This is a genomic window from Microcoleus sp. AT8-B5 (assembly GCF_036705565.1).
Classification (GTDB): Bacteria; Cyanobacteriota; Cyanobacteriia; order Cyanobacteriales; family Microcoleaceae; genus Microcoleus.
Genome location: NZ_JAUBUY010000017.1, coordinates 108,149 through 134,863 on the forward strand (window position 1 = coordinate 108,149; position 26,715 = coordinate 134,863).

Annotated in this window: 22 protein-coding genes; 15 read left to right on the forward strand and 7 right to left on the reverse strand. The window is 44.8% G+C overall.

The window, feature by feature from the left end:
• Window positions 1-17: 17 nt before the first annotated feature.
• Together QUB39_RS14130 and lysS are read left to right on the forward strand one after the other, a co-directional pair.
• Window positions 18-155, forward strand: a complete 138-nt coding sequence (locus QUB39_RS14130) for a hypothetical protein (RefSeq protein WP_333110366.1) — start codon at window positions 18-20, stop codon at window positions 153-155.
• A 309-nt stretch (window positions 156-464) separates the two neighbouring features.
• A complete protein-coding gene (gene lysS / locus QUB39_RS14135; protein ID WP_333245027.1) occupies window positions 465-2,018 on the forward strand; it encodes a lysine--tRNA ligase in 1,554 nt (517 codons plus the stop codon).
• A 144-nt stretch (window positions 2,019-2,162) separates the two neighbouring features.
• Here lysS and QUB39_RS14140 read toward each other — a convergent pair whose 3' ends face one another.
• The 5 genes from QUB39_RS14140 to QUB39_RS14160 all read right to left on the reverse strand — a co-directional run bounded on the left by QUB39_RS14140 (window position 2,163) and on the right by QUB39_RS14160 (window position 7,055).
• The gene (locus tag QUB39_RS14140; RefSeq protein ID WP_333056778.1) at window positions 2,163-2,762 is read right to left on the reverse strand and encodes a TerD family protein; all 600 of its coding nucleotides are present in this window, start codon (window positions 2,760-2,762) and stop codon (window positions 2,163-2,165) included.
• 81 nt (window positions 2,763-2,843) lie between these two features.
• Window positions 2,844-4,298: a TerD family protein gene (locus QUB39_RS14145; protein ID WP_333233160.1), complete on the reverse strand. Its 1,455-nt coding sequence runs from the start codon at window positions 4,296-4,298 to the stop codon at window positions 2,844-2,846.
• Between the two features lie 117 nt (window positions 4,299-4,415).
• Window positions 4,416-4,988, reverse strand: a complete 573-nt coding sequence (locus tag QUB39_RS14150) for a TerD family protein (protein ID WP_333056776.1) — start codon at window positions 4,986-4,988, stop codon at window positions 4,416-4,418.
• A gap of 160 nt (window positions 4,989-5,148) precedes the next feature.
• Window positions 5,149-5,682, reverse strand: a complete 534-nt coding sequence (gene def / locus QUB39_RS14155; RefSeq protein ID WP_333056774.1) for a peptide deformylase — start codon at window positions 5,680-5,682, stop codon at window positions 5,149-5,151.
• Between the two features lie 131 nt (window positions 5,683-5,813).
• Window positions 5,814-7,055, reverse strand: coding sequence for an HhoA/HhoB/HtrA family serine endopeptidase (locus QUB39_RS14160; protein WP_333056773.1), 1,242 nt, complete (start codon window positions 7,053-7,055; stop codon window positions 5,814-5,816).
• Window positions 7,056-7,267: 212 nt separating this feature from the next.
• On the opposite strand from QUB39_RS14160, the gene dnaA reads away from it, so the two are divergent.
• From dnaA to dnaN, 3 genes are all read left to right on the forward strand, one after another.
• Window positions 7,268-8,638 (forward strand): chromosomal replication initiator protein DnaA, encoded by a 1,371-nt coding sequence (gene dnaA, locus QUB39_RS14165; protein WP_333239379.1) that lies wholly within the window; start codon window positions 7,268-7,270, stop codon window positions 8,636-8,638.
• Between the two features lie 99 nt (window positions 8,639-8,737).
• Window positions 8,738-8,926, forward strand: a complete 189-nt coding sequence (locus QUB39_RS14170; protein ID WP_333056771.1) for a hypothetical protein — start codon at window positions 8,738-8,740, stop codon at window positions 8,924-8,926.
• A 303-nt stretch (window positions 8,927-9,229) separates the two neighbouring features.
• The gene (gene dnaN / locus QUB39_RS14175; protein WP_006632140.1) at window positions 9,230-10,369 is read left to right on the forward strand and encodes a DNA polymerase III subunit beta; all 1,140 of its coding nucleotides are present in this window, start codon (window positions 9,230-9,232) and stop codon (window positions 10,367-10,369) included.
• 108 nt (window positions 10,370-10,477) lie between these two features.
• On the opposite strand, the gene QUB39_RS14180 is transcribed toward dnaN, so the two are convergent.
• Window positions 10,478-11,917, reverse strand: a complete 1,440-nt coding sequence (locus QUB39_RS14180; RefSeq protein ID WP_333056770.1) for an ATP-binding protein — start codon at window positions 11,915-11,917, stop codon at window positions 10,478-10,480.
• Between the two features lie 974 nt (window positions 11,918-12,891).
• Between QUB39_RS14180 and QUB39_RS14185 the strand changes: the two genes are divergently transcribed.
• The 7 genes from QUB39_RS14185 to QUB39_RS14215 all read left to right on the forward strand — a co-directional run bounded on the left by QUB39_RS14185 (window position 12,892) and on the right by QUB39_RS14215 (window position 22,723).
• Window positions 12,892-13,971 (forward strand): permease, encoded by a 1,080-nt coding sequence (locus tag QUB39_RS14185; protein WP_333209110.1) that lies wholly within the window; start codon window positions 12,892-12,894, stop codon window positions 13,969-13,971.
• A 145-nt stretch (window positions 13,972-14,116) separates the two neighbouring features.
• Window positions 14,117-14,905: a TIGR03943 family putative permease subunit gene (locus tag QUB39_RS14190; protein ID WP_333056768.1), complete on the forward strand. Its 789-nt coding sequence runs from the start codon at window positions 14,117-14,119 to the stop codon at window positions 14,903-14,905.
• A gap of 182 nt (window positions 14,906-15,087) precedes the next feature.
• On the forward strand, window positions 15,088-16,464 hold the full coding sequence (locus QUB39_RS14195; protein ID WP_333056767.1) for an oligosaccharide flippase family protein: 1,377 nt from the start codon (window positions 15,088-15,090) through the stop codon (window positions 16,462-16,464).
• 234 nt (window positions 16,465-16,698) lie between these two features.
• Window positions 16,699-18,264, forward strand: a complete 1,566-nt coding sequence (locus QUB39_RS14200) for a hypothetical protein (RefSeq protein WP_333056765.1) — start codon at window positions 16,699-16,701, stop codon at window positions 18,262-18,264.
• A gap of 229 nt (window positions 18,265-18,493) precedes the next feature.
• Window positions 18,494-19,060: a hypothetical protein gene (locus tag QUB39_RS14205; RefSeq protein WP_333056764.1), complete on the forward strand. Its 567-nt coding sequence runs from the start codon at window positions 18,494-18,496 to the stop codon at window positions 19,058-19,060.
• Between the two features lie 821 nt (window positions 19,061-19,881).
• Window positions 19,882-21,237, forward strand: coding sequence for an ATP-binding protein (locus tag QUB39_RS14210; RefSeq protein ID WP_333209108.1), 1,356 nt, complete (start codon window positions 19,882-19,884; stop codon window positions 21,235-21,237).
• Between the two features lie 109 nt (window positions 21,238-21,346).
• A complete protein-coding gene (locus QUB39_RS14215; RefSeq protein WP_333209105.1) occupies window positions 21,347-22,723 on the forward strand; it encodes an ATP-binding protein in 1,377 nt (458 codons plus the stop codon).
• 94 nt (window positions 22,724-22,817) lie between these two features.
• On the opposite strand, the gene QUB39_RS14220 is transcribed toward QUB39_RS14215, so the two are convergent.
• Window positions 22,818-23,618 carry an ion transporter gene (locus tag QUB39_RS14220; protein ID WP_333056761.1) on the reverse strand — a complete coding sequence of 267 codons (801 nt, stop codon included), beginning with the start codon at window positions 23,616-23,618 and terminating at the stop codon, window positions 22,818-22,820.
• Window positions 23,619-23,643: 25 nt separating this feature from the next.
• Here QUB39_RS14220 and QUB39_RS14225 point away from each other — a divergent pair, with 25 nt between their 5' ends.
• From QUB39_RS14225 to QUB39_RS14235, 3 genes are all read left to right on the forward strand, one after another.
• On the forward strand, window positions 23,644-25,380 hold the full coding sequence (locus QUB39_RS14225; protein WP_333209103.1) for a pentapeptide repeat-containing protein: 1,737 nt from the start codon (window positions 23,644-23,646) through the stop codon (window positions 25,378-25,380).
• A gap of 276 nt (window positions 25,381-25,656) precedes the next feature.
• Window positions 25,657-26,178 carry a hypothetical protein gene (locus tag QUB39_RS14230; RefSeq protein WP_333209101.1) on the forward strand — a complete coding sequence of 174 codons (522 nt, stop codon included), beginning with the start codon at window positions 25,657-25,659 and terminating at the stop codon, window positions 26,176-26,178.
• Window positions 26,179-26,253: 75 nt separating this feature from the next.
• On the forward strand, window positions 26,254-26,598 hold the full coding sequence (locus QUB39_RS14235) for an NAD(P)H-quinone oxidoreductase subunit M (RefSeq protein WP_333209099.1): 345 nt from the start codon (window positions 26,254-26,256) through the stop codon (window positions 26,596-26,598).
• Window positions 26,599-26,715: the final 117 nt, after the last annotated feature.

Genomic DNA, 26,715 nt, shown 5'->3' on the forward strand with positions numbered 1-26,715 from the left:
GTTAAGAGAGAGTGTGTGTGGTCGATTCTGACAGAGGTGCGATGAGCCGAGTTCGATCGCTCGCGTTTCTGCTGTTCAGTTTCTGTGGAACTGCCGTGAGGCTGCACTACATATCATCTCACCTGTTGCGATCGACAGACAACTTAATTTTTTAATGTTTCGGTCGCTTTGTGCAGTCGATTGTAAATTTTTATCGGAGATATTTCTGGGGCGAGTGCGGATCTGTGAGATCGGGGTACGAGAGGGTGTAACTTATTTATTTGGCAAATTGGCTCTCAAAGCCACCCAGTTATGATAGAGTTTGGTGTTTCTGACATTTTGCAGCTCGATCGCGAACAGGCAAGATGCCTGTTCCACAAAGAGGAATTTTCGTGTGGGGCGTTGATTTGAGCAACGCTCGATCGCACGATCGCCAGAATAGTGCAAGATGTCAGATATTTGTAATTTTAATCAGGCAATAACTAATGACTCTCAGTGAAGCCGAAGTCCGCAGTCAAAAAGTAGACGAACTGCGATCGCAAGGCATAGAACCGTATCCCAGTGAATCCTACGCGCGATCGCACACAGCCAAGCAAGTTCGCGAAATATTTAGTCAGCCGGGAAAAGAACTCGAAAACGGACAAAGTGACCCCGAAGAAATTTCCCTGCGATTAGCTGGCCGCATCACTTCCAAGCGAGACAGCGGCAAAATTGGTTTCATCGATTTAAAAGACGCCACAGACAAAATTCAACTCAAAATCGAGAAAGCAATCGTCACCGGCGAAGTCGGTTTGAGCTTTGAACAAATTAAAAAATTGCTCGATGTCGGCGATTTTGTCGGCGTCGAAGGTATCGGCTGCCGCACCCCCAGGGGAGAACTTTCTATTTTAGTGAGGGAATTAAAGCTTTTATCAAAAGCTACCATTCAATTTCCCGATTCTTATTACGGAATTAACGACCCCGAAGTTTGCCGCCGTCACCGCGAAATGGATTTGGCAAGCAACCAAGATGCGCTCAACCGTTTTATGCTGCGAAGCCGCATCGTTCAAAGCATCCGTTCCTATCTCTGGCAAGCCAATTTTTACGAAATAGAAACGCCAACACTGCAAGCTATTTACGGCGGTGCTGCTGCTAAGCCATTCATCACTCACCACAATGCTTTAGAGGTAGATTTGTATTTGCGAGTGGCTCCCGAATTATTCTTAAAAAGAGCAATTTGCGGCGGTTTCGAGCGAGTCTTTGAACTGGGTAAAGCATTTAGAAATGAGGGCATTGACAGCACCCACAATCCTGAGTTTACCTCTTTAGAAGTTTACCAAGCTTATGCTGATGTTTTCGACATTTTAGGAGTAGTCGAAGACGTGATATGTTTCGCAGCGGCGGCGGTATTTGGGGATGTCAAAGAAATTGAAAATCAGGGGGAAACGATTAGTTTAGAACGCAAGTTCGACTACAGCGAAAAATATCCCGGTTTCAGCGGCAAACACTGGCAAGTGAAAACGATGGTAGAAGCTGTCAGAGACGAGTTTGGGCTGGATTTTGACACTTTGGATTTAGAAAGTGCGAGATCCTCTGCAACCAAGCTAGAATTGCACCTGTCTAAGTTAGAACAACAGAGTTTAGGCTACGTGCTGTATGCAGTTTTTGACAAATTAGTTGTTCCCAAACTAATTCAACCTACATTCATCATCGACTACCCTGTTGAAGTCAGTCCCTTAGCAAAAGGACATCGCAGCAAGCCGGGATTTGTAGAACGTTTCGAGCTGTTTATCAACGGTACAGAATACTCGAACGGCTTCTCAGAATTGAACGATCCGAAAGAGCAAAGAAAGCGGTTTGAGGAACAGTTGGCGCAGAAAAATGCGGGCGATGACGAAGCGCATCCAATGGATGAAGACTTTATTCAAGCGCTATCTTTGGGAATGCCTAATTGTGCGGGAATGGGTATCGGCGTAGACAGATTGGTGATGCTTTTAACTAATACTCAAAGTATCCGAGATGCCGTCATGTTCCCGACAATGCGGCCGGTCAAAGATTGATTCGAGTAGCTTTTTTGCAGATGTCTAATAAGTACATGGGTATTTTTTAACCGCAGATATCAGCGGATAAACACAGATAAACGCAGATGGAATTTCATCTGCGTTTATCTGCGTTTACCTGCGGTTAAAACAACATTTTTAAGATCACCGCATAAACGAACCGACAACACCGTTCATATCTTCAGCCAAAGGATTTCCCAAAGCCTTAAACTTCCACTCGCCGCCTTCTCGATAGACTTCTCCCATCAACATATTTAATTTTCCTTCATAAGATGGGTCATTTGACAAGCGATAGCGAGCGATTTCTTTGCCTGCGGCATCTACAGCTCTCACGAAAGCATTTTCTACCAGGCCGAAATGCTGTTTTCTCTCTTTTCCATCGTAAATATTTACGCCCAAAATAATTTTGTGATATTCTCCTGGCAAAGAACTCAGTTTCACCACTATTTGTTCGTCGTCTCCCTCTCCCTCGCCCGTGAGATTGTCGCCTGAGTGAACAACTGTTTTGTCCTTTGACTCCAAATGAGAGTAATAAATTACATCCTCTTTGTAGTTCTTTATTTTGCCATTTTCTCCCAACAGCATAGCGTAGGAATCTAAGTCAAAATTTGCACCGCTGCTTCGGCCGAAAAGACCTTTTTTAGTTTGTGCCACATCCCAGCCCAAACCCATTGTCAGTCTGGACAAGTCGTATTCGCTTTTGCTGAGAACTATTGATTGTCCTTTTGTTAAGTTGATAGCCATAGTTTTGTGATTTTGTAAGGTTTATGGTGAAGTTGAATGATTGCCCTAAGCTAGCATTTTGTTTGTCGGCAAAAGCTGTTTCTAGGGTAAGAGATTTTTGATTCGTGCTGATTTTACCCAATTCGGATATTCTGCTGTCAACAAATCGTATAATTCCTCATCGGCAATATGTTCCGGGTCTTCTAAACTGAAGAAATCGGCGTTGTCTAGGTAGCGATCGCCCATTTGGTCAAGCTGCTCTAAAAAGCTAAAATCGCTCGCTACTGCTCTTGCTAACCACCCGCGAACTCCCTTACTTTTGACATCTTTCTGCGACTTACCGATCGCCATAAACTGCCAAAATATCGGCTCATAGGACGACCATTGTAGCTGCTGCTTGGTTTCCGATTCGTCCGCAGTGGCTCCATCAGTCACAAACATCACGTAGACAGGTCGATCGGCTTTAATACCTGCGTTGCGCCTGCTACCCCTACCGTCAGGAAAATAGAAGTTTCTAATTTCCTTCATCACTTTACCGTAGTAAGTACCTCCTTCTAAAGGATACTGTTGCAGTATATGGTCGATGAAGTTTGAGAAATTGTCGATCGACATTTCACCGGGATTGTGTGGGTTCACTCCAAACAGAAATATGTCGATCGCTGCGTTGTCATCAAACCGACATCCCAAAGCCAAAATCTTCTCTGCCAAACGCTGAATTTTTCCTGAACTGTATAGCGAAGACATGGAACCAGAAATATCAAGGCAAAGCGCTACTTGAGCATTGTGATTTGTTAGATTTGCTTTCTTGAGCGAGATATCTGCTTTCTTAGCGAGATTGAAAATGTGCGGCGCTTTCTCCTGAAGCTTTTTGTCTAATGCTATAGCTTTCTGACTTTTGTGGCTATCTTCAATAACTGGTAATCTAGGCAGTTCTACTGTACGTTGTGCAGGTTTTTCTGGCTGTTGAATCTCTGAATGATACTTGTCAACAAAACTCTGCAACCCTGCTTTATATCCTTGTCCTACGGCCTGAAATCTCCAAGCTGCCTCTTTTTTATACAACCGTCCAAACTCGACTGCTGTTTCTTCAGAAAAAGCTTCTGTTAAATCATAGCGCGCTAGTTCGCTGCCGGTTTGGCGATCGTACAATCGGATAAAAGCATTTCTGATTTGGCTAAAATTTTGATGTTTAGCTTGTGCGTCGTGAATCGTGACCACAAAAACCATTTCCTCAACAGCAGCCGTTACTTTTTCCAAGTCTACATCAATTGTCTCGTCATCCCCTTGAGTTTGACCGGTTTGATTATCTCCCGAATGGGCGATCGCTCCGTCCGGCGACTGCGAGTTATTGTAAAATACAAAGTATCTTTCATCGGGGATTTTGCCGTCCGTACCTAATGCAAAAACCGAGGCATCGATATCGCAGCTTTGCTGGTTTGAGTCTGAAAAATTTAGTTCAGTTGCTATTTCCCATCCCAGGGCGATCGCAACTTTTGTTAAACTTGGAGATGTTTTAGAAAGATTAAATCTTTCGCCCTTCTTTAATTGAATTCCCATCTGGTTTGTCACCTCATGAGTCTGGCTTAAAATCGAGGGAAATATTCCTGCTTCCGAATTTCCCCTCGATTTATTTAGTTAGGAGCGATCCTCTTCGAGGGCTTCGCTAACGACCTTTTATCCGGCATACTTATCTACAAAGCTTTGCAAGCCGGAATTGTAGCCTTCTCCTACAGCTTGAAACCTCCACTCGCCGTCTTTCTTGTAAAGTCTGCCAAACTCTACCGCTGTCTCCCTAGAAAAATCCTCGTCCAAATCGTACTTCGTTACTTCTGTGTTAGTAGTAGTGTCGTAAATCCTGATAAAAGCATTCCGCACTTGACCGAAGTTTTGCCTTCTCAATTCTGCTTCGTGGATAGTTACCACAAACACAATTTCTTGCACCGCCGGATCGACTTTGGTTAAATCGACTGTAACGGTTTCATCATCGCCAAATCCTTCTCCGGTTCTGCTATCTCCCAGATGTATTACAGAAGTGTCCGGCGACTCCTTGTTGTTGTAGAAAACAAAGTATTTTTCGCCGGGAATTTTGCCAGTAGCCCCCAACATAAACACGGAAGCATCTAAGTCAAACGCTGCGCCGGTGTCTGTAGCATTGGTATCCCATCCCAAACCAATCCCGGCATTTTTTAGCCCCGGTGCTTCTTTAGAGAGATTGATTCTCCCGCCTTTTTCTAAGTTGATAGACATTTGCTCTCCTGTTTGCAACATCTCTGATATTACTGCTAACAATTATACCAACTGTCAGAGCAGCTTGACAAATTGCTTTTGGTACTCGTCCTCGGTCAATCGATTTTAGATTTTAGATTTTGGATTTGGGATTTTGGATTGGAGAATTGCTCCCGTATGGTCAGAGCAGCTTGACAAATTGCTGCTGGTACTCATCCTCAGTCATCAGTTCGTGGGTATTTTCCACCCTGTCTAAAAACACGATTCCATCTAAATGGTCGTGTTCGTGTTGAAAAATTCGGGCCACAAAGTCTGTCAATTCTTGTCGGTGGAGTTTGCCGTCTCTACTGGTGTATTCTATCTCGATCGCCCTACTTCTCGGCACCAATCCCCGAATCCCCGGAATGCTCAAACAGCCTTCCCAGTCTTTGACTGTCTCTGTTGATGCAGCCACAATCCGGGGATTAATCATCGCTGTGGGCTCCATGTTGGGTGCTTGGGGATACCGCAGGTTGGGGCGAGATGCGACGATGAACAGGCGATCGGACTGAGCCGCTTGAGGGGCGGCAATCCCCACTCCGTTTGCCTGCTGTACTGTAAATATTAAGCTGTCAATCAACTCTTGAATGCGATCGTCTTTAATATTCTCGACAACTTGCGATCGGCGGCGCAATACGGGATTTCCTAATTGTGAGATTTGTAAGATTTCTGCCATAGTTATTGGTTAGTCCTTATTGGTTATTTGTTGTTACCGTTTTGTCGGTTGAATGGAGGAACAAAATCTAACTTACTCACTCAATAATTAATCCGTGTATCCGTGTCCTAATCCGTGTCGTGCTTTCCTTCTTATCCAACTTTTTGAACCGGCAAACTTCCCGTTTTAACAGTCAAATTAACTATTTGCCCGTTACGGTTAATTTCCATTTGCAACAGCCCGCCAACCTTAGCATTTTGCACGAACTCCTGAACAGCTTCCGACTGAATAATCGGCTGATTATTAATTTTTTGAATCACATCTCCAGCCCGCAAACCGGATGCGGCTGCCGGAGAATTAGGAACAACGCTAACAATAGCCACACCCCGATCGACTGCAACTCGCAGGCTGCTGGTAGCATTGCTGTTAATTTGCTGCTTAACCTCTGGATTCAGCGTCGCCATTTCAATGCCTAAATAAGCGTGTTCGACTTTCCCCGTCGTAATCAGTTCCTTCGCCACCTGTTGGGCCGCCTGAATGGGAATCGCAAACCCCAGTCCTTGAGCACCTTGAATAATCGCCGTATTCATGCCAATAACTTCGCCCGAAGCATTCAGCAGCGGGCCGCCAGAATTCCCCGGATTAATTGCAGCGTCTGTTTGAATAAAACCGATCCGCTTGTCGGGTACGCCCACATCAGTGCTCGATCGCCCCGTAGCGCTAATAATCCCCGCAGTTACGGAATTGTCCAAACCCAAAGGATTGCCAATGGCGATCGCCCATTCCCCAGACAACAGCTTATCCGAATTGCCGATCGTCACCACAGGTACATTATTCGCCTCAATCTTCACCACAGCCACATCCGTCACCTTATCCGCCCCCAACACCCGCCCCTGAAAGCTGCGGCCGTCCCTGAGAGTTACATTTACCGTATCGGCTCCCTCTACAACGTGAGCGTTAGTGAGAATCAGGCCGTCGGCACCGATGACAAAACCCGAACCAGTGCCCCGTTCGATCCCGCCCCGGCCACCCGAATTCGGTTCTATCCCAAAAAAATCTTCCGGCGACAGCCCTCTATTTCCCGGTTTCACCAGGCGCGAAGCATCGATCCGAACCACTGCCGGGCCAACTTTTGCCACCGCAGCCACAATAAAATTCACATTAGCCGCGTCCCCCGACAAGGGAACCGGCGGCAAGACTTTCCTAGCTTGATCCTTTGTATTAGGAGGCAGTTGCAATTTCGGTTCTAGCGCCCTTTGTCCCGAATCGCCAGAATTTGCACGAAATTGAGAAACCGTCAGACGATCGCCCAACATGGCGGCCCCGGCTCCCGTTACCAGCAGCAATATGTAAATTGCCGGTTGCTTCCAAAATTTGCCAGTAGAACTCTTCATTGCCATGTTTTAAGGCTTTCCTGCCAAATCTAAATATTTGCTGAGCAGCTCCCCGATAGCTGGCGCATGACTGCAGAGCCGCCAAATTTGTGGGCGATGGCGTCGGGCCCTGGCCCGTGCTACGGCAGACTCCCTTAAACTTTAGCATCTGAGGACTAAACTCTCTAGACTGTAGAATTAATATCTTGAATGCCGATCGGCAGAGGTGAGCAGTGGACATTCCCCTCGAAAGTCTGTGGAATCAGATACTTGAACGTCTCCAGGTACAACTGAGCAGACCTAGCTTTGAGACGTGGATCAAAACTGCCAGGGCAGAACAACTCGAAAATAACTGTTTGATCGTCAGCGCCCCCAACCCCTTTGCTCGCAATTGGTTGCAAAAATATTACAGAGAAATCCTTGCCGATGCAGTCGCAGAAATTCTCGGCTATCCCGTAGACATTTACTTGACAATTGCCGGGGGAAACGAAACAGACGGCAGCAGCGACTCGGCCATAATTTGGCCCTCCCCGATCGCCGATGTCCCGGAAAGCCACTCGCTTCACCCCCCCAAACCCGCCAATTTAAACCCCAAATACCTCTTTTCCCGCTTTGTCGTCGGTTCCAACAACCGCATGGCTCACGCCGCCTCCCTCGCGGTAGCCGAGTCTCCGGGCCGAGAATTCAATCCCCTATTTTTGTGCGGTGGCGTTGGTTTGGGCAAAACTCATTTGATGCAGGCGATCGGTCATTATCGCTTGGAAATTGACCCCAACGCCAAGATTTTTTACGTTTCTACTGAGAAATTTACTAACGATTTAATCGCCGCCATTCGCAAAGACAGTATGCAAACTTTCCGCGACCATTATCGGGCGGCAGATGTTTTATTAATAGATGATATCCAATTTATTGAAGGTAAAGAATATACTCAAGAAGAATTTTTCCACACTTTTAATACTCTGCACGAAGCCGGGAACCAAGTAGTTTTAGCTTCTGACCGTCCGCCGCAGCAAATCCCCCGCCTGCAAGAGCGTTTGTGTTCCCGATTTTCCATGGGATTAATTGCCGACATTCAATTGCCAGACTTGGAAACTCGGATGGCAATTTTGCAGAAAAAAGCTGAGTATGAAAATATGCGCCTGCCGCGAGATGTCATTGAATACATTGCTTCTAGTTACACTTCCAACGTTCGGGAATTGGAAGGTGCTTTGATTCGGGCGGTAGCATATCTTTCAATTACTGGTTTGCCGATGACTGTGGAAAATATCGCCCCGGTTTTGAATCCGCAAACTGAAAGTGTAGAGGCAACGCCAGATGCAGTAATTGCAGTTGTGGCTGAGGAGTTTGATGTTTCTGTTGAAGATTTGAAAGGCAGTTCCAGGCGGCGAGAAATTAGTCTTGCCCGTCAAATAGGGATGTATTTAATTCGGCAGCATACTGGTTTGAGTTTGCCGAAAGTTGGCGAAGTGTTCGGTGGCAAAGATCACACGACTGTGCTTTACAGTTGCGAAAAAATTGCTCAGTTGCGGAACACTGACCCGAATTTGGCTCAAACTTTGCGTCAGTTGAGCGATCGAATTAACGTTGTCAGCCGCAAAACTTGAACCTCTTTTCACACATTCACTCATGGCGTAGGGTGCGTCGCCACCCTTAAATCTTAAATAGTATCCACAATCTTTGAGCGACGCACCGGTGCAGACGGGGTGAGCGTAAACAAACCCACACTTTCGATGCCACCGGATTCGATATTGCCTGTGGAAAAACCTGTGGAAAAGTTGCCCTCTGTTTGTGGAAAACTTTACTCGATCGCCCGAAACAGCTTTTGCACAAAAAAAGGCGATCGACCGCACCAGTTTTTCCACAAGTTTTCCACAGGTATTTATTATCTATAAGTGACACGCAGCAAGCAGTTAGCTTTTTTTTCCACAGTTTCCACAGGGCGATCGATACAAAAATAATTCCATAAATTAAAAAATACTAGCGATCCCTGCACACCCAAAACACATAATTCGCGACGCGCACTAACCTCAGAAACCCGGTTTCTTGGAAGATTTCTCGTTTTTACAGGCAAAATTTTGCCTAGAAACCCGGTTTCTAGCCCCATGCTTAAGCCCTACACACAGAAAAACCGACCCGCCGGCTTTCTGTGATACCATTTGTTTCTGTTTCAAATCCGGTTAATTAACCTTCCTACAATGAAATTGGTTTGCACCCAAAGTGACCTCAACGCCAACCTCTCGTTGGTAAGTCGGGCCGTTCCCTCCCGCCCGACACATCCGGTACTAGCCAACGTGCTCTTAGTCGCGGATGAGGAAAATCAGCGGGTTAGCTTGACAGCTTTCGATCTCAGTTTAGGCATTCGTACCAGCTTCGCAGCAGAAGTGACTGGCGGTGGCAGTTTTACCATACCCGCTAAATTACTCAACGATATTGTTTCGAGACTCCCAGATGGAGAGATTACTCTAGAAGACGAAGCGGGAGACACCGTAGCATATCTCACTTGCAGTTCTGGCAGCTACCAAGTTAGAGGCATGGGCCCGGAAGAATTCCCAGAATTGCCCGCAATCGAAGCCGGAACAATCCTTAAATTGCCACCGGAAGCCTTGATAGAAGGACTCAAAGGAACTTTATTTGCTACTAGCCCCGACGAGGCAAAACAGGTACTTGCAGGCGTGCATTTAAAGGTATTGCAAGATTGCCTGGAATTTGCAGCTACAGACGGCCACAGATTGGCAGTAGTTCAAACTGCCAATGAAAAAGCTGAAGGCGAAGAAACCCAAGAAGAATTTGAGGTGACAGTCCCCGCTAAAGCATTGCGGGAAGTAGAAAGAATGCTGGTGATGCGCCAGTGGACTGAACCTGTCACCCTGCATTTTGAACACGGTCAAGTAGTGTTTGAATGGGCAGACCAGCGGCTGACAACCCGCACCTTGGAAGGGCAATATCCCGCATACCGGCAGTTGATTCCACCGTCTTTTGAGCGACAAATTACCTTAGAAAGGCGATCGTTCTTAGCAGCCGTAGAAAGAATAGCCGTTTTTGCAGACCAAAAAAACAATATTCTCAAATGCAGCATCGACGAGGAAAATCAGGAAATTACTTTGTCTGTAGATGCTAAAGATGTCGGCTGTGGCAAAGAGTCAATGCCCGCACAGATTTCGGGAGATAGCATCGATATTGCTTTCAACGTGAAATACTTAATTGACATTTTGAAAACTGCTCAATCCCCAGAAATTCAACTGCAATTAAACGGTGCTTTAGCCCCCGTAATTTTCCAGCCTTTGGGCGGAGTCAATGCTACATTCTTGGTAATGCCCGTGCAGCTTCGAGCGTAACGGATTGGTAGGGGCGGGTTTTACAAACAATCTCCGCCTAAAATTGCTCCTCTAATAAACCCGCCCCCGCTTGGGCGGTAAATCGATATCGACAAGTCGCCCAGGCATTCAAATCCATGGCAACAAAATTTCAAATTCAGTACCTGTACCGGGCGTAGAATGCAAATTTAACTTGCCTTTATGCTTTTCCGTAACAATTTGATGGGTAATTGCCAACCCCAAACCGGTACCTTTCCCCGCCGGTTTAGTGGTGAAAAATGTCTCAAAAATCCGCCGCTGAATTTCGGGCGGAATTCCCGGCCCGTTATCGGCAATTCGGATGGCTATCCAAGCGTTATTTTGATTTTTTTCCGCAGATTCTGGGCATAAGTCGCCGTTTTGGCTGGCGGATAATAGCTGTTTGGCATTTGGTCTATCGCCCCTAACATAATTTTGAATTAATTCCGAATTCACACAGTCTCCGTCACAACTTTCTATTACCTCGGTTTCAATAGTAATCGCAGGCATAAATTCTTTTTCTGCTTTTACCTCTTCCAAAGCGTCGATCGCATTACTGATGATATTCATAAATACCTGGCTCAACTGACCCGAATAACATTTTACCAAAGGCAAATCCCCATAGTTTTTAACTACTTTAAATCCGTACTTCAGACGATTTTTCATAATTAGCAGCGTACTGTCAATACATTCGTGAATGTTAGCTTGCTTCAAGTGGGCTTCGTCCATGTGAGAAAAGGTGTGCAGGCTGGTGACGAGTTCGGTCAGCCTCTGCGATGAAACTTTCATACTTTTGAGAATTTCCACCCAATCTTCTTGCAAAAAATCAAATTCTATGTGTTTTTTGAGTTTGTCAATTTTTTCGCTGTCACCCACAATCTCTTCGTAAGCCGACAGCAACTCCATGATGTCTTTCGAGTAGTTGGACAAAAACCCGATATTTCCGCTAATGCAGGTGACGGGATTTCTAATTTCGTGGGCAACTCCAGCTACCATCTGTCCCAAACTCGCTAGTTTTTCGGTTTGAATTAGTTGAGATTGAGTTTGCTGCCTCAGCAATTTTGTCGCTAGTTCGTGAATGTTGGATTGAGCTACTAACAGTTCGTGCACATCTAGCAAACTATAAGTTTGAGGCGACACTTGAACCACAATCGGTTCGTAAAGCAGTTCTTTCGATCGCAACAGCGACTTCCTGGCTGCATCCACGATTAAAGTATTGCTGGGAAAAATTAAACTCTCAGTTTCGGCAAAGCGGTACAAAGCCCTCACCGGTCGCTTTAAAAATAATTCTCGCCCAAAAGGACGGCTGATAAATTCTAAAAATCTCCGCCGGGAAATCATACCGGCAAATTCACCTTGATGGGTCACAATGACTCCCGGTAACAGCGGATTAGCTTCTAACATCTGAGAAATTCGTATTCCCCAATCCGTAGCTTCTACCTGAAAATCGTAAAGCGACAATTCTTGGAGAGTAGAGTCTAAACAAAGTTCTCCTAGGTCAGCCTCGGAGAGGGGTTGGACTGGTCTTTCTACGCAGGAGGTATTCAACATAAATTTATCAGCACGCTTTTTTTGGGGTTCTATTTGCCAGACATTCAGCTACCAAAGGTCAGCAGGTGAGTTGCTGAGTGGACAGACATCCCCCTGGCAAACTGCATTTTAAATTACACAAAAAACTGACTGTACCAAGGAAAATTTTACCACTTAAAGTATTAGGCAAGATTGAGGATCGCCGAGATAAATGCGCCCTTGTAATTATACCTGACTTTATTTTATACTGACTTGAGCGGTATTAACGCTTGTTTCTACTATTTAACTATTCATTAATCTTAGGTAGTTGTCTTAACCTTTTGTTAATAAAATATTAGGCTGAGAAATATAAGTGATTGATAATAGAAGAAAATCGGAATTGCCCGATCGCCAACACGATGCAGCCCGTCAGCAGACAATTTAAAAGCAGTAAGTCGGGGGGTGACGCCCCGGAATTTTAGCTGGCTATCGCGAGGGCGTCCCGCCCTCGCCCGTGCTAAGGCATTTGAGGCGATTTTATCCCATATCCCCGATCCGGTACTCGCAACCCTCCGTAACGCTCAGCCAGCTACACACCTGCCAGTGCGTCCCCTAGAAGTTTGTCGTGAAAACAATTATTTTTACCCGAAATATCTATCAAATCGGCGACGGTTCGCAGAGTCAATCGATTTTAGATTTTAGATTTTAGATTTTAGAATTGAAGCATTGACCCCAGGGATAAATTCGGGGGCTTGTATCCTGGATAATTTCGGTCAATTATTGATTGGCTGTACGAGGCGGATATGAATAGAAGTTCATTCAAATTAAAACAAGTTTAACCATTCCCAATCATTCAAGGCATCAGCATTGATTAAATTAGAAGCTCTACAAATTTCCGCAAAAAAAAGACAAAATAAAATTAACGGGATCTTAACTTAGTGCTATGCTTTGGTATGATCTACAAGGAGTTCTACCAAAGACGTATAGCTAAATAGCAATCTACCAGTAGGTGATCGATGCAACCCGCCCTGACAAATCAGTTAAATAATGCTTTCACCCTGTTTCTCAGCTTGTTAGTAGAAGCAATACCTTTTCTGCTGCTCGGAGTTTTATTTTCAGGTTTGCTGCTGGGGTTTGTAGACGAACGCAAACTCGTATCGCGCATCCCGCGAAACCCGCTGCTGGCGGCTTTGATGGGCAGTTCGATCGGCTTTTTGTTTCCCGTGTGCGAGTGCGGTAACGTGCCCGTAGCCCGCAGGTTACTGATGCAGGGAGTACCCGCACCAGCCGCGATCGGCTTTTTGCTGGCGGCCCCCACCATCAACCCCGTGGTAATTTGGGCTACTTGGACGGCATTTCGGGATCAGCCAGAAATTGTAGTTTTTCGGGTGGTATTTTCTCTGTCTATAGCCACAATTATCGGCTGGGTGTTCAGCGCCCAAAAAGACTTGCGGCCTCTGCTGCAACCCTCTGTAGCCCGTGCGATTCCTCTGCCAAAACCAGAGTTTTCCGAAAAAGAACTCGTCCAAGCTAACACTCCGCTGCTGTTGCAGTCGGGAACATTTATGCTCGGTCAGCCGGGGGGGGTGGTGCCGATCGAATCTTTGCTACAAGACAACTGGAAGCCATTACAAACAGCCAAAACAGAAAAAACCTCGAAACTTTCCTCAATGTTCCACCCCGTTTCTAAAGAGCGTCTGCGCCTGCTTTTAGATACTATGGTACAGGAGTTGCGCGAATTAGGAGGAGTGTTGGTAATCGGAAGTGCGATCGCAGCCATCATTCAAGTTGGCGCCCCCCGCGAACTAATTCTCAACCTCGGCCAAGGCCCCGTTTCCTCGATTCTAGCCATGCTGCTATTAGCTGCAGTCGTATCGATTTGTTCTACAGTAGATGCCTTTTTTGCCCTGTCTTTTGCTTCCACATTTACCAGCGGTTCGCTGTTAGCATTTCTCGTTTTCGGCCCGATGATTGACCTCAAAGGTATAGGTTTAATGCTGTCAATTTTCAAAGGTAGAGCCGTAGTTTACTTAATTGTATTAGCAGCTCAGTTAACCTTTTTAATGACCCTTTCTATTAACTTGCATTTAGGTTAATAAACTAGCTCAAACAGACAACTCATACGATGATTTTCGCTGGGCTATTTTCAATTACCTTGCTCCCCGACACAGAAGTCACCGATATACGGATAGTTTTTTTTCTTTTCCTTCTACCCTCTTCCTTCCCAGTCACTCTTAAAAAATGAATTTAAAAAAAATTAGCCCCTGGCTGGATGCCCTAGCTATCTTAGCCTGGGGAATATTGCTCCTCAAATATTGGATCACGGGCAAATTAAGCATTCTCATTCACCCCAATTACTTTGGCTTGACTCTAGCAGGAGGAATCGGCTTAATAGTTATTGGCGGTTTAAAAACTTGGGAACTCTTAAAACTCGATCGCACCACAAAGCAATCGCGGACATCAACAGCAAATAACTCTCTCAGAATCACAGAAGTTGAACACGTTACTTTGTTTCCCCCCAGTATCGGCAGCACCTTAATGTTGAGCGTCGCATTAATAGGTTTACTAATAACGCCACGCACATTTACCAGCCAGACAGCTTTAGAACGGGGCCTCACCGAAGCCCTGCCCATCACCAGACTGCAACCCCAAGAATTTCGCAATACTACCAAACCAGAAAATCGATCGCTCGTCGAATGGGTGCGGCTGTTAAATTTCAACCCCGAACCGGATACATACAGAGGTCAAAAAGTCAAAGTTCAAGGATTTGTAATTCACCCCCCCAACATAGCCGAACAATATATGTGGCTCGGGCGTTTTATCATTACCTGCTGCGCGGCAGACGCCTATCCGATCGGGTTGCCTGTAAAACTACCGATCGGTCAAAGCCGCGCCGCCTTTGCCCCAGACAGTTGGCTAGAAATAGAAGGAGAAACGATCGTAGAAGAACTGCAAGGCAAGCGCAAATTAACCATTCAAGCATCCTCCCTCAAACCAATTCCTGAACCAAAAAACCCTTATGATTATTAGATGTGGAATAAGTATCAGATTAAATTTTACCTTGATTGCGAGATCGACAGTCCAGAACCGTCCTGCGTATACAAATTAAGATACTGTACAGTCAGCGATCAAACTTGCAAAAGCATCCTGTAGTAGTTGCCAAAAGTAAATTCAGCAACTACACTCGTCATTAGTAAATAAATTCTGAGTATATGTCAGCAGAAAAAAAATTAGCTATCAAAGGTGCGGCCTGGACGATCGCCAGTTATGCAAGCAGTCAAATTATCCGATTTGGCAGTAACTTAATCCTGACGCGTCTGCTTTTACCCGAACTATTTGGTCTCGTAGGTCTAACCTACGTTTTCATCATAGGGATCAACTTATTTTCAGACATAGGTCTAGGCCCAAGCATCATCCAGAATAAGCGCGGGGAAGATCCTCAATTTCTCAACACCGCTTGGACACTGCAAGTCATTCGCAGCTTTTTCGTTTGGATTTGTTTGATTATAATTACCCAGCCTGTTGCGAGTTTTTATGGAGATACCCGTCTGGAGTGGTTGATTCCAGTAATAGGTATAAATTCCTTAATAGGAGGCTTTAAATCCACTGCCACATCCAGCCTAGAACGCAAAATGGCAGTGAAGAAAGTAGTAATTTTTGAGTTGGGCCAACAGATTTTTTCTACTACAGTAATGATTGTCTGGGCCTGGTTCGATCGCAGCGTCTGGGCGATCGTTGCAGGCGGCTTGAGTGGAGCTTTAATAGAGTTAGTATGGAGCCATTTTTTGATTCCCGGCAAGTCAAACCGCTTTGCTTGGGATAAAGAAGCAGTTAAAGAAATATTTTCTTATGGGAAATGGATATTTCTGTCTACGGCTTTGTATTTCTTGTGTTCTCAAGCCGATAGACTCATCCTGGGGAAAATATTTACTTTAACAACCTTGGGCATTTACGGCATCGCTTTTACTCTCGGCGATATGCCGCGCCAAGTCATCATCGCCATTAGCGGCCGGGTCATTTTTCCCTCGATTTCTATGCTGGCAGAGTTGCCGCGGGAGGAGTTGCGCGCGAAGATACTTAAGAACCGCAAGTTAATTCTAATACCATTAGCCGTAGGTTTAGCAATTTTTGTGAGCTTCGGAGATCAGTTAATTTTAACACTGTATCGGAAAGAGTATGAGGCGGCATCTTGGATGATGCCTATCTTGGCTTTAGGTATCTGGCACACCACCCTCTACAATCTGATGGGTTCTTGTCTGTTAGCCGTAGGAAAGTCTCAGTACCAAGCTATGGGAAATCTGCTGACTTTTGTGAATCTATGTATAAGTATACCGCTGGGATATCACTTAAAAGGTAATTTAGGTGCCGTGATTGCTGTAGCTCTAGGCGACCTTCCTACCTACGCAGTAACTAACTACGGTTTGTGGAAAGAAGGACTAACTTGTTTTTGGCAGGATATTCAATTAACAGCACTGTTTTTAGGGGTGCTGGCAACTCTAATTTCATGTAGAGTGGCTTTTGGTTTGGATCTGCCGATAGATAAAATATCACCGATGGATTTAATCCCCATCAATCAACTGTTTCAGTAAACAAACCTGTTGAAACTGCAGCGTGTCCCACCTAATTAATATCTTAAGTTTCATTCAGTCCTGGAGGCACCACAAGTTTCAAAAACTAGGTTTGTTACGGGAACTAACTCGTTGCAGCCATTTACTGTGGTAAAAAAATGGCTGGGTGAGTGTTAGGAATGGGCCCATAAGTGTAAAATTTAATAGGGAAAATTTGGTAGTTAATTTTCAGCAGAAAGTAGGAGAGAAAGATTGGTGAGTATTTTTAAGAAAAAAATTAATCCTTCACCCTTCGCTATTGGGCCATTCAAACAGCCGATCGACCGCACGGCCATCATCCTCATGCTAGTGCTGAGCTTCTTAATCGGGCTGCTGCTGCTGAGCGGCGATCGCACAGCACCCAGAGTGCGAGAATTTACCTGGGAAAACAAACAAATCGGCGCCGAAGATACCGGCTTTATCCTCACATTCTTTCGGCCGATGAACCAGCCCACCGTCGAGGAAAACTTAAAGCTAGAACCCCCCCTCCCCGGTAAATTTAGTTGGGCTGGAAGGCGCATGGCTTACACCCTCAAAGATCCAGCACCCTACGGCGTTACCTACACATTAAAACTCGCCGGAGCAACCGACAAGTATTTCGGAGAAAAAAACCAAAATAAAGGAACGCTAATGCAACCGTTTAGCAGTTCCTTTCGCAGCCGCGATCGAGCTTTTGCTTACATCGGTGTCCAAGGCGAAACAGAAAGCAGATTAATGCTAGTCAATCTCACCAGCAGCGACTCGAAACCAATACCGCTGACTCCCAAAGATTTAGTTGTCACCGATTTTAAACCATATCCCGACAGCGATCGCATTTTATTCTCCGCCACAGATCGATCTATCGCCCGTACTCGCGGCACCCTCAATCAAGAACTCTTCACAGTCACCACCGGCCTCAACCCCCAATCAGGCTCAGGAAATCAACCAAAATACCCAGCCGGTAGAATCGACAAAATCTTAGACTCCAAAGATTACCAAAACCTCAAATTCGACCTCTCAGCCGACGGAAAAATCATAGTTGTCCAGCGCGTCAACCGCCGCAATCCCGGCGATTTCAGTCCTTGGATTGTGGAAGAAAAAGTGCCGCCCAGACCATTGGAAAATGAACAAGGCGGAGATTTTATGATTCGCCCCGATAGCATATCGATGGTAATATCTCAAAAACAAGGATTAGCGATCGTCCCCCTCAAACCCGAAGCAGATCCAGTCGAATTTTTGCCAAAATACGAACAAGTATTGGGGATGGCCCGCGACAACTCGGCCGCCGCCTATGTTAAATACAACAGCGATTTTACTCGATCGCTTTTCATCTTAGATAACCAAGGTGTAGAACAAGAAATATTGCGTATTCCCGGCAGCATTATGGCTGTTTATTTCGATCCCCGCAAAAACGAAGACAACCAAGTTCAGCGTCTCTACTGTTTGTTAGCCCAACGCCTCAAAACAGAAAGCTACAAAGAACAGCCTTTCATCGCCACCATCGACCTCAAAAAAGAGGGTACTCGTTTGGTAGGAACCATCAAACCGCTGCTGATTTTGCCCAACCAATTAGATACCCAAATCAGTTTATCTCCCGACGGACTGGCATTAATTTTCGACCAATCAGTCACAGCAGCAACTCCCTCAGCAGCAGACAGTCCCCGCAACGATAGTGGACAGTCGATCGCCACCAGCCGCCTCTGGCTGCTACCCTTAGTAGAAATACCCGCAGACGGTTCTCCCGCCAAACTACAGCCAGAAGAACTTCCCTTTGCCGGCTATCACCCCCGCTGGCTACCATAAACCAATTTTAGATTTTAGATTTTAGATTTTAGATTGACCGATATTGGTAAATATCGATAGGGTAAGGTGCACGCCTAAACACCAAGCGTTGAAATGTGCTCGGTATACATCCTACTTTTACTAAATCCATTTGAGATTAGAGATTAGAGATGGAGTTGATACTATGCGATACTGGTAAATACGACAAATTTTGACACCTAAAATCTAAAATCTAAAATCTAAAATCATTATGACTCCCGAAGAAATTAGCAATACCCTTAAAGACTTATTTGGTGAGAGTGTTGAGATGCCTGCTGCCACTTCTTGGCAAGTAGAAACCCCCAATTTTCGCCTGTTAGTCCTCCTTTCAGAAGACGGGAGTTGGCTGCGGATTTTGCTGCCGATCGCCGATGCCCAGGAAGCTCAACCATTTCTTGATAAACTGCTAGAAGCTAACTTTGACACCACCCTCGAAACTCGCTACGCCTTACATCAAAACGTTTTGTGGGGAGTATTTCAGCACAGCCCGGCCACACTCGCAGCCTCCGATTTCTCAGCCGCCGTCGCCAGACTGCTGGCTTTGCAAGAGAGAGGTTTGTCTGACTTTTTCGACGGTTTGATAGAAAGCCGCATCCGTCAAATCATCAAAGCTGCGAAGATGCAGGGACAGTCTGTGGAAACTACCCTTCAGACTTTAGACCGTTTTTACGCAGAGGGATTGATGGGTGAAATGGAACTAGGCCGAGAGTCTCGCGAAAACACTCTTGCCGCTTGGCGGTATCAGCTAGAACGCCTCTGGCCGGAGGTGGAACCCTAAGAGAATTGGAGATTGCTGATTGGAGATTGCAGATTGCAAAAAACTGATGACTGTCGAGGTTCGGAAGTTGCCTAAAGTTGCATTTCTTTTGAGTGGAATAGCAACAGCCAATACGGTTAGGATGTTCTTAATTCCACAAACCCTTGCGGAACATTGCTTCTTCCTTCTCTCCTAGATAACTAAAGCCTTCTATCCGTTACATTCAGTTACATCTCACATCTTGCACCATTCTCGCTTAACAGGCTTTCGGGCCTGTTCTGTCAAAGAGTGAATTTTCTTGTGGAACAGGCCGAAAAGCCTGTTCATAAAAAGCTTGTTGAGAATGGTGCAACATCTCAGTTACATCCGAAGAAAGCGAATCCGTTGCCGAACTTCCTTTGGCCTGGGCCCCAGTCTGGACAGTTGCAGCCTCAAGCCCCTTGGACGATGGCTAATCCGGGCCCTCGAACCCTTGAAGGATGCCCGTATATTCACTGATAACCCGCTCGCGGTTCTCCAATTCCCTTCGATAACTGGAAAAATGGTATAATTTATCACAATAATTAGTTATAAATATTAAAAATTTTCCGAAAACACCCGATCGCAGGTATATCATGGTAAAAAGTTTAAAGCGCCTACTCCGTAAGTTCCACAAAAGCTTCGATCGTTTAATATTGACTTAGAAACAAAATCTTTAGCAGATAATGCTACTGCGATCGGGTTTTCCCATCGGGTGCTGTTGTAATTTGACAAATTAGCAACTACCCGCTACCAATTACCCGTTATGAATTAATAGCAACTTAAGTTGTTCATGAATACAATTTTTAACAGGGGTTTCATCTATGTTTGCTGTGCGTGAGACTAGCTCGGAGTTATCAGTGTTGCATATACCTGAAATTTGTACTTGGAACATCTCCTTAGAATCAACTCTCCTAGACCTGCCACTTTACAACTGCCAAATTGAATTAACTCAACAGGCAAAAGAAGTAGCCCAGGCTTTTGAACAAAATTCCATGCTTCCCGGCGTCATTTTGACCGATCGGGGTAATTTTGTAGGCATAATATCCAGGCGTCAATTTTTTGAAAAAATTAACCGTCGCTACGGATTAGAAATGTTTTTCAAGCGACCGATAGAGGTATTGTACAGGTTTTCCAAACAAGATTTGCTGGTGGTTCCAGGCAGTAAATTAATAGTAGAAGCGGCTCAGGAATCTCTTTACAGGTCAGCAGAATTAGTTTACGAACCCGTAGTAGTGGAAATAGCCCCCCAGACCTACAAGCTGTTAGACGTACACCAATTAATGGTCGCTCAATCAAGAATTCACCAATTAACAAATAAGTTACTCCACAAACAAACCCAAGCCAAACTCATCCAAACAGAAAAAATGGCGAGTTTGGGCAGGATTGTAGCAGAAGTCGCCCACGAAATCAGAAATCCGCTGAACTGTATTTGGGGAAATTTAACTTTTCTGCTGTCCTATTTTGAAAACTTGCTACAGCTAATGTCGGTTTATGAAGAAGAATATTCGGCACCCTGTCCCCGAATTGATGCCCTTAAAAAGGAAATTGAATTTGATTTTTTACAAGAAGATTTGCCGATTACCTTAGAAGGGATGGAGTTGGGAGCCTCGCAATTGCTAAAAATAGTTAACGGGCTGCACCACTTCTCTCACATGGACGAGACAAAACCAGCCGAGACAGACATTCACGAATGCGTGGAGATGACGCTGTTAATTTTGAAAAACCGCTTTAAAAACAGCATAGAAGTGGTTAAAAATTACGGCGAACTGCCGCTAGTTAGCGGCTACTCCGGACAGTTGAGTCAGGTGTTTTTGAATTTGTTAGTTAATGCTCTAGACGCCCTGACAGAGTACGCAGCAGATCGAGAAATACACACCCCGTGCGGGGACAACTGGCAGCCCCAAATCGAAATTACCACTAAAGTTATAGAAACCGAACTCGGCAAGCGGGTGGCAATTTGCATTGCCGATAACGGGCCCGGCATTGCCCCAGAAAATCACCAGCAGATATTTGACACCTTTTTTACCACTAAACCAGCAGGCAAAGGCAGCGGTATGGGGCTGGCTATCTGCCATCAAATCGTCACAGAAAAGCACGGGGGCCAACTCAAATTGCGATCGCAACCAGGAAAGAATACTGAATTTGAAATTCTCCTGCCTATAGTTGGCACAACATGATCAACTCCAGAATATTCTGGGTTGTTCGCTCAGAAAAGTGAAATGATAGGGTAGCTTAGTAGTAGGTTCTCATTTCAATTTCCCAGCGTTTCGGCAACTAAAAGTTCCAGTGGCAAATAAATTCAGTTCCAAACTCCTTGGCCCTTCACTCTCCGAAGGCAGCCATCAAGACCTTTCCCTAGAGTCTACACTCTGGGATTTGCCCCTGTATGACTTTCAGGTTAAATCGAGCTGCTTAGCCGTGGCAGTTGCCGAAATGTTTGAACAGCATCCCCTAGTGCCGGGAGTCGTGTTGATGGAAGCAGAAGAGTTTGCTGGCATGATATCCCGCAGGCAACTGCTGGAATATTTGCTCAAACCCCAAGGCCCAGAGCTATTTTTGCACCTGCCGCTGAAAGTTCTCTACAGTTACGCTCGCCTCGAAATATTATTGCTCGCAGAGAGTACAACCATTTTGGCAGCAGCCCCACAAGCTCTGCGTCGATCGCCCGAATTGCAGGCAGAACCGATCGTCGTCCAAATAGACTCCCAATCTTACCGCCTCTTAGACCCTAACGCACTAAACATCGCGTACTGGCAAATTCGCGGCATAGAAACTCAAGTCCGCTACGAAAGAGCCCAAACTCAAATGATTCAAAGCGAAAAAATGGCTAGTTTAGGGCGTTTAGTCAACGGAGTAGCCCACGAAATTTTAGATCCGGTAGGCTTTATCTGGGGGAATTTAACCTACGTCACCGACTACAGCAAAAACTTGATGGAATTGCTCTCAGCTTACGACGCGCACTGTACCGAACCCCCGCCGGAAATAGCACGGCTCAAAGAAGAGATAGACTATGACTTTTTGCAAAACGATTTTCTCCGAACTGTTGCCAGCATCAAATCAGGCGCAGAACGTTTGAGCAAGTTAGCAACCAGTTTGCAGAACTTCTGCCACATCGACGATATTTATCCCAAACCCACCGACTTGCACGCCAACATAGACAGCATACTTTTGCTGCTCAAAAGTCGTTTGACTAGGGAAATCCAAGTAGTGAAAAACTACGGCTACCTGCCACCAGTGCCGTGCTATGCAGGACAGCTAAACCAAGTATTTATGAATATCTTGACAAATGCTATTCATACATTAATTAATGAAGCAGTCGGTCAAGAATTGGCAAAAGAGTTCAAAGGTGGAGGACTCAGAGACGCCGATCGCCAGCCTAAAATTGAAATCACAACTCAAGTCTGCTGTCCCGAACCTGCGCCGGATTTAGATAAACTTCATGTTCGCTGGGTTTCGATTTGCATAGCAGATAACGGGCCAGGAATGTCACCTAGCAAGTACAAAAAAATCATAGAATCATTCTCTACGGAAAAACGCGCCCTCAAAGAAACCAGTTTAGCGGTTAGCTATCAAATAGTGACGGGCAAACACGGCGGTGCATTCAGAATGCGATCGGAGTTAGGCAGAGGCACTGAATTTGAAATTTTGTTACCGTTAGCTTAAAGAAGGAAAGCACTACACGGATTTTGACACGGATACACGGATGAATTATCTAGGGTGAGGCAGTAGTCAACAGTCAACAGTCAACAGTCAACAGTCAACCATTCTCTAATTGACTGCCGCACATTTTACAAAATCTAGCATTAGCATCGTGTACAGACCAACCGCAACTTTTACAAACAGCTTCTCCGTGATTAGCACTTTTAACTAAGTGTTTAATCAAATCTCCCAATTGCCAAGGAATTAGAGCAATTCCCGTCAGAATCATCAAAATAGTTAGAAAACGGCCGGATTCCGAAATCGGCGTAACATCGCCAAATCCCACAGTCGTCATGGTGACAACCGAGAAATAAACAGCATCCAAAAAAGTTGCAAAGCTTTCGGGATTTGCCGGATGTTCGACTTGATAAATTAAACCAGAATAAACAAAAATTATTGCCAGCAAAGTAAACAAAATCCGAGCAAAAATCACGCCATCTTCGCTGCTGATGCGGAAAATAGAAATTTTTAATTCCAGAAAGCGGATGAGTCGGAGAATTCTAAACCAGCGAAAAATTCGGATAAAACTGACGTTGACAAATCCCAGTAAAAATGGTAATATTGCCAGCAAATCAATAATTGAAAAAAAACTAAAAATAAATTTAACTCGATTTTCGGCACACCATAGTCGCAATAAATACTCAAACACAAAAACAACTAAAAGCGCTGTATCGAGAGTTTGCAAATTAATTCTGACAGTTTCCGAAATCGGGTAAGTTTCGGCGATGAAGCTGGTCGAAGATAGGAGAATTAGTCCGGTAAGAGTTAAATTGACGGTTCTGCCAATTGGGGTTTCGATGTCTTCGAGATAAAATCCAATTTGCGATCGGGTTAACATAGATGAGATAATTAATACCATTTATGAGGTAAGGGAATTATCGCATATGAGTATCGAATTAACGAAGGGTGAAAGGTTCAATCTTTCTAAAGAAACTCCTAATTTCAGTAAAATTGCGATCGCCCTGGGTTGGCAAGTCAGCCAGACAGCACAAAACTGCGACATTGACGCATCTGTTTTTATGTTAGCGGCGGACGGTCGGATTCCTGATGAAAAGTATTTTGTGTTTTACAACAATCTGACATCGCCGGACGGTGCGGTGCGGCATTCGGGAGACAACAGGAATGGACAAATAGACGGAGATGATGAGACGGTTTATGTGGATTTGAGTAAAATCAATTCGGCTATTCAGGAAATTGTGTTTGTTGTGACTCTTCACGAGGGACAGGAAAAGAATCAAAGTTTTAGTCAAGTTACAAATGCTTTTATCAGGCTTTACAATTCAGAGAATCTTGGCGAGTTGGTTCGGTACAATTTAAATCAGATATTTTCCCAAGAAACGGCTTTAGAATTTGGACGGTTGTATAAGAAGAATGGCGAATGGAGGTTTCAGGCGGTAGGACAGGGATATAATGCTGGGTTGCAAAGTTTTGTAGATAAGTATTATGTTGAGAATGCGGTTGAGAAAAGCTCGAATGCTGGTGAGAAGGTTGATGATGCTGAGGTTGTGAGGCGGTTTAGCGATCGGGTGGATCGGTTATTGCGCGAAGAGGCGATCGAGGAGACACCGATTCCAGTATCTAGCGCAGCAGTAGAACAGCCAGTTGCTACTTCTGTGAATGCGGATACTGTGGAATCTGATGCTGACAAAATAACTGATGATTCTAGTCAAAAAAGTCAAGAATCTGCTGTTACTGCTGAGGAATTTTGGAAACGGTATAAAGACGGAGAACGCGACTTTACAGGGATTAACCTAGCGGGAGTGGATCTAAGTGGCAAAACTCTCGACTCTAATGTCAGTTTAAGTCAAGCAAACCTGAGCAGTGCCAATCTAGCAAATGCCAAATTGACTGGCGTAAATTTGATTGGAGCTAACTTGCAATGTGCAAATTTGAACTCAACAAATTTGCAAAATGCTGATTTGATTGAAGTTAATTTAAGTGGCGCTAACTTAACCAAGGTAATATTGTATTCCGCAAGACTAATTCAGGCAAATTTTAGTCAAGCCAACTTAAGCGAAGCAAAGTTAGATAGCGCCAACCTGACTACAGCAAACTTCAGTAGAGCTAACTTAACTCAGGCAAGTCTAGGTGGCGCTAACTTAACAGGAGCCGATTTAAGTCAATCGAAGGTAACTAAAGTTAACCTTAGTGGTGCAAACCTTAGTGGTGTTAACTTAACAGGGGTAAGTTTGACTGGGGTAAACCTTCAAGGAGTGAACCTTAGTGGCATGAATTTGAGTGGGGTAAATTTGACAGGTACAAATCTAAGTTATGCCAAGTTGATTGGGATTAACTTAAGTGGAGCAAGTTTGAGTGGGGCAAACTGTTTAGGCGCTAACTTGGATGGTGCTAACCTCACAGGGGTAAATTTGATTGGGGTAAACTTACAGAGCGTCAATCTGAGCGGGCAAAACTTGAGTGGCTTTAATCTGTCTGGGGTTAACCTACACCGAGCAAACTTAAGTGAAGCAGACTTAAATTCTGCAAACTTGTGTGGGGCAAATTTGAGCTATGCAAACTTAGAGAAAACTAACCTCAAGGAAGCTAAACTGCTTGGAGCAAATCTGGACAAGGCAACACTCACAGGTGCAATTATGCCAGACGGCACAATTCACAAATAAATTCGATCGCCAATAGTAAACAGCAAGGTGGGCAATGTATTGGTGTGAGTTGAACCGAAAGTCCGCCAGGGAATGAATTCCCTGGCTAATAGCTTAAGTCCTCTGAAGAGGACTAATGAGTTCTTCAGTCCTCGACCGAGGACTTTTGCTATGAGGCAGGGAATAAATTCCCTGCCGGACTGAGGGAAATAGTGTTAAATTGACACCAAAGGTGTGCATCGCCCTCCATACAAATAGAGTATGATGAGTGTGAAAGATCAAATACATAGATTGTCGATGAATGAATCTGACACGGAAATTATAGAATCTACCCTCCGATGGATGACCGAGTTTGTCGAGTTACCGCATCCAATTTTCAGCGATTTACCAATTTGTCCTTTCGCTAAAAAAGCACGCTTGGCTAATCAAATTTTATTCAAAATCGAGCGGTTTTCAGCCATGACTGAGTTCGATCGCGATTCTGCCATAATGAAATCAATTTATGAATTTTACAATTCTGAATTTGAAATCATGGTAGTAATTAATCCCGAAAAAACTGCAATTAGTGCGCCCGAAACTAAAGAATTGATAGACAAATTGAATAATCAGATTTCAGAATTGGGCTTGCTGGCTTTTCACATCCATCCCGAAGAAGATTTTAATATTGACGGGCTTCATACTAGGAGGATGCCGTATCCGGGCTTCACTGTTCAAGTAAATTCTAAGCTGAAGCCAGCTTCCGATGCTTTAGAGAAAACTGAATATTACAAAAATTGGACTGCCGAACAACTAAAAAATTTCGGGATTCCGAGAAATTGACGATCGCCAACCCTCCCCGCGCATCTCTGTGCCATTACAATTAATTCAGCAAAAAATCTTTACACATAAGAAGTCATGCAGCTTAAGTCAACAACCCGCCATATTCGCATATACACCGCCATCCTCGAAGATAACGAACTCGTACCCAGCAACGACCTTTTGACCCTCGACATTGACCCAGATAACGAACTTAACTGGAATGACGAGTCAGTCAAAGAGGTATATGCCAAATTTGACCAACTCGTAGACGCTTACGAGGGCGAAGACTTGACCGAGTACAACCTCCGCCGCATCGGTTCGGAGTTGGAACACTTGGTACGATCGCTCTTACAAAAAGGTCAAATCAGCTACAATCTCAACAGCCGCGCTGTCAACTACAGCATGGGATTGCCTCAAGTTGATGCCAAAATTCACCTGTAAGGGCGATCCTCTTCGAGGGCTTCGCTAACGGGCGATCGGCATTTACAGCACTTTCCAGGTAAGTGAAGTACAGAGAAACCGGGTTTCTTGAATAAAACCGGTTTCTGGCGAGAAATC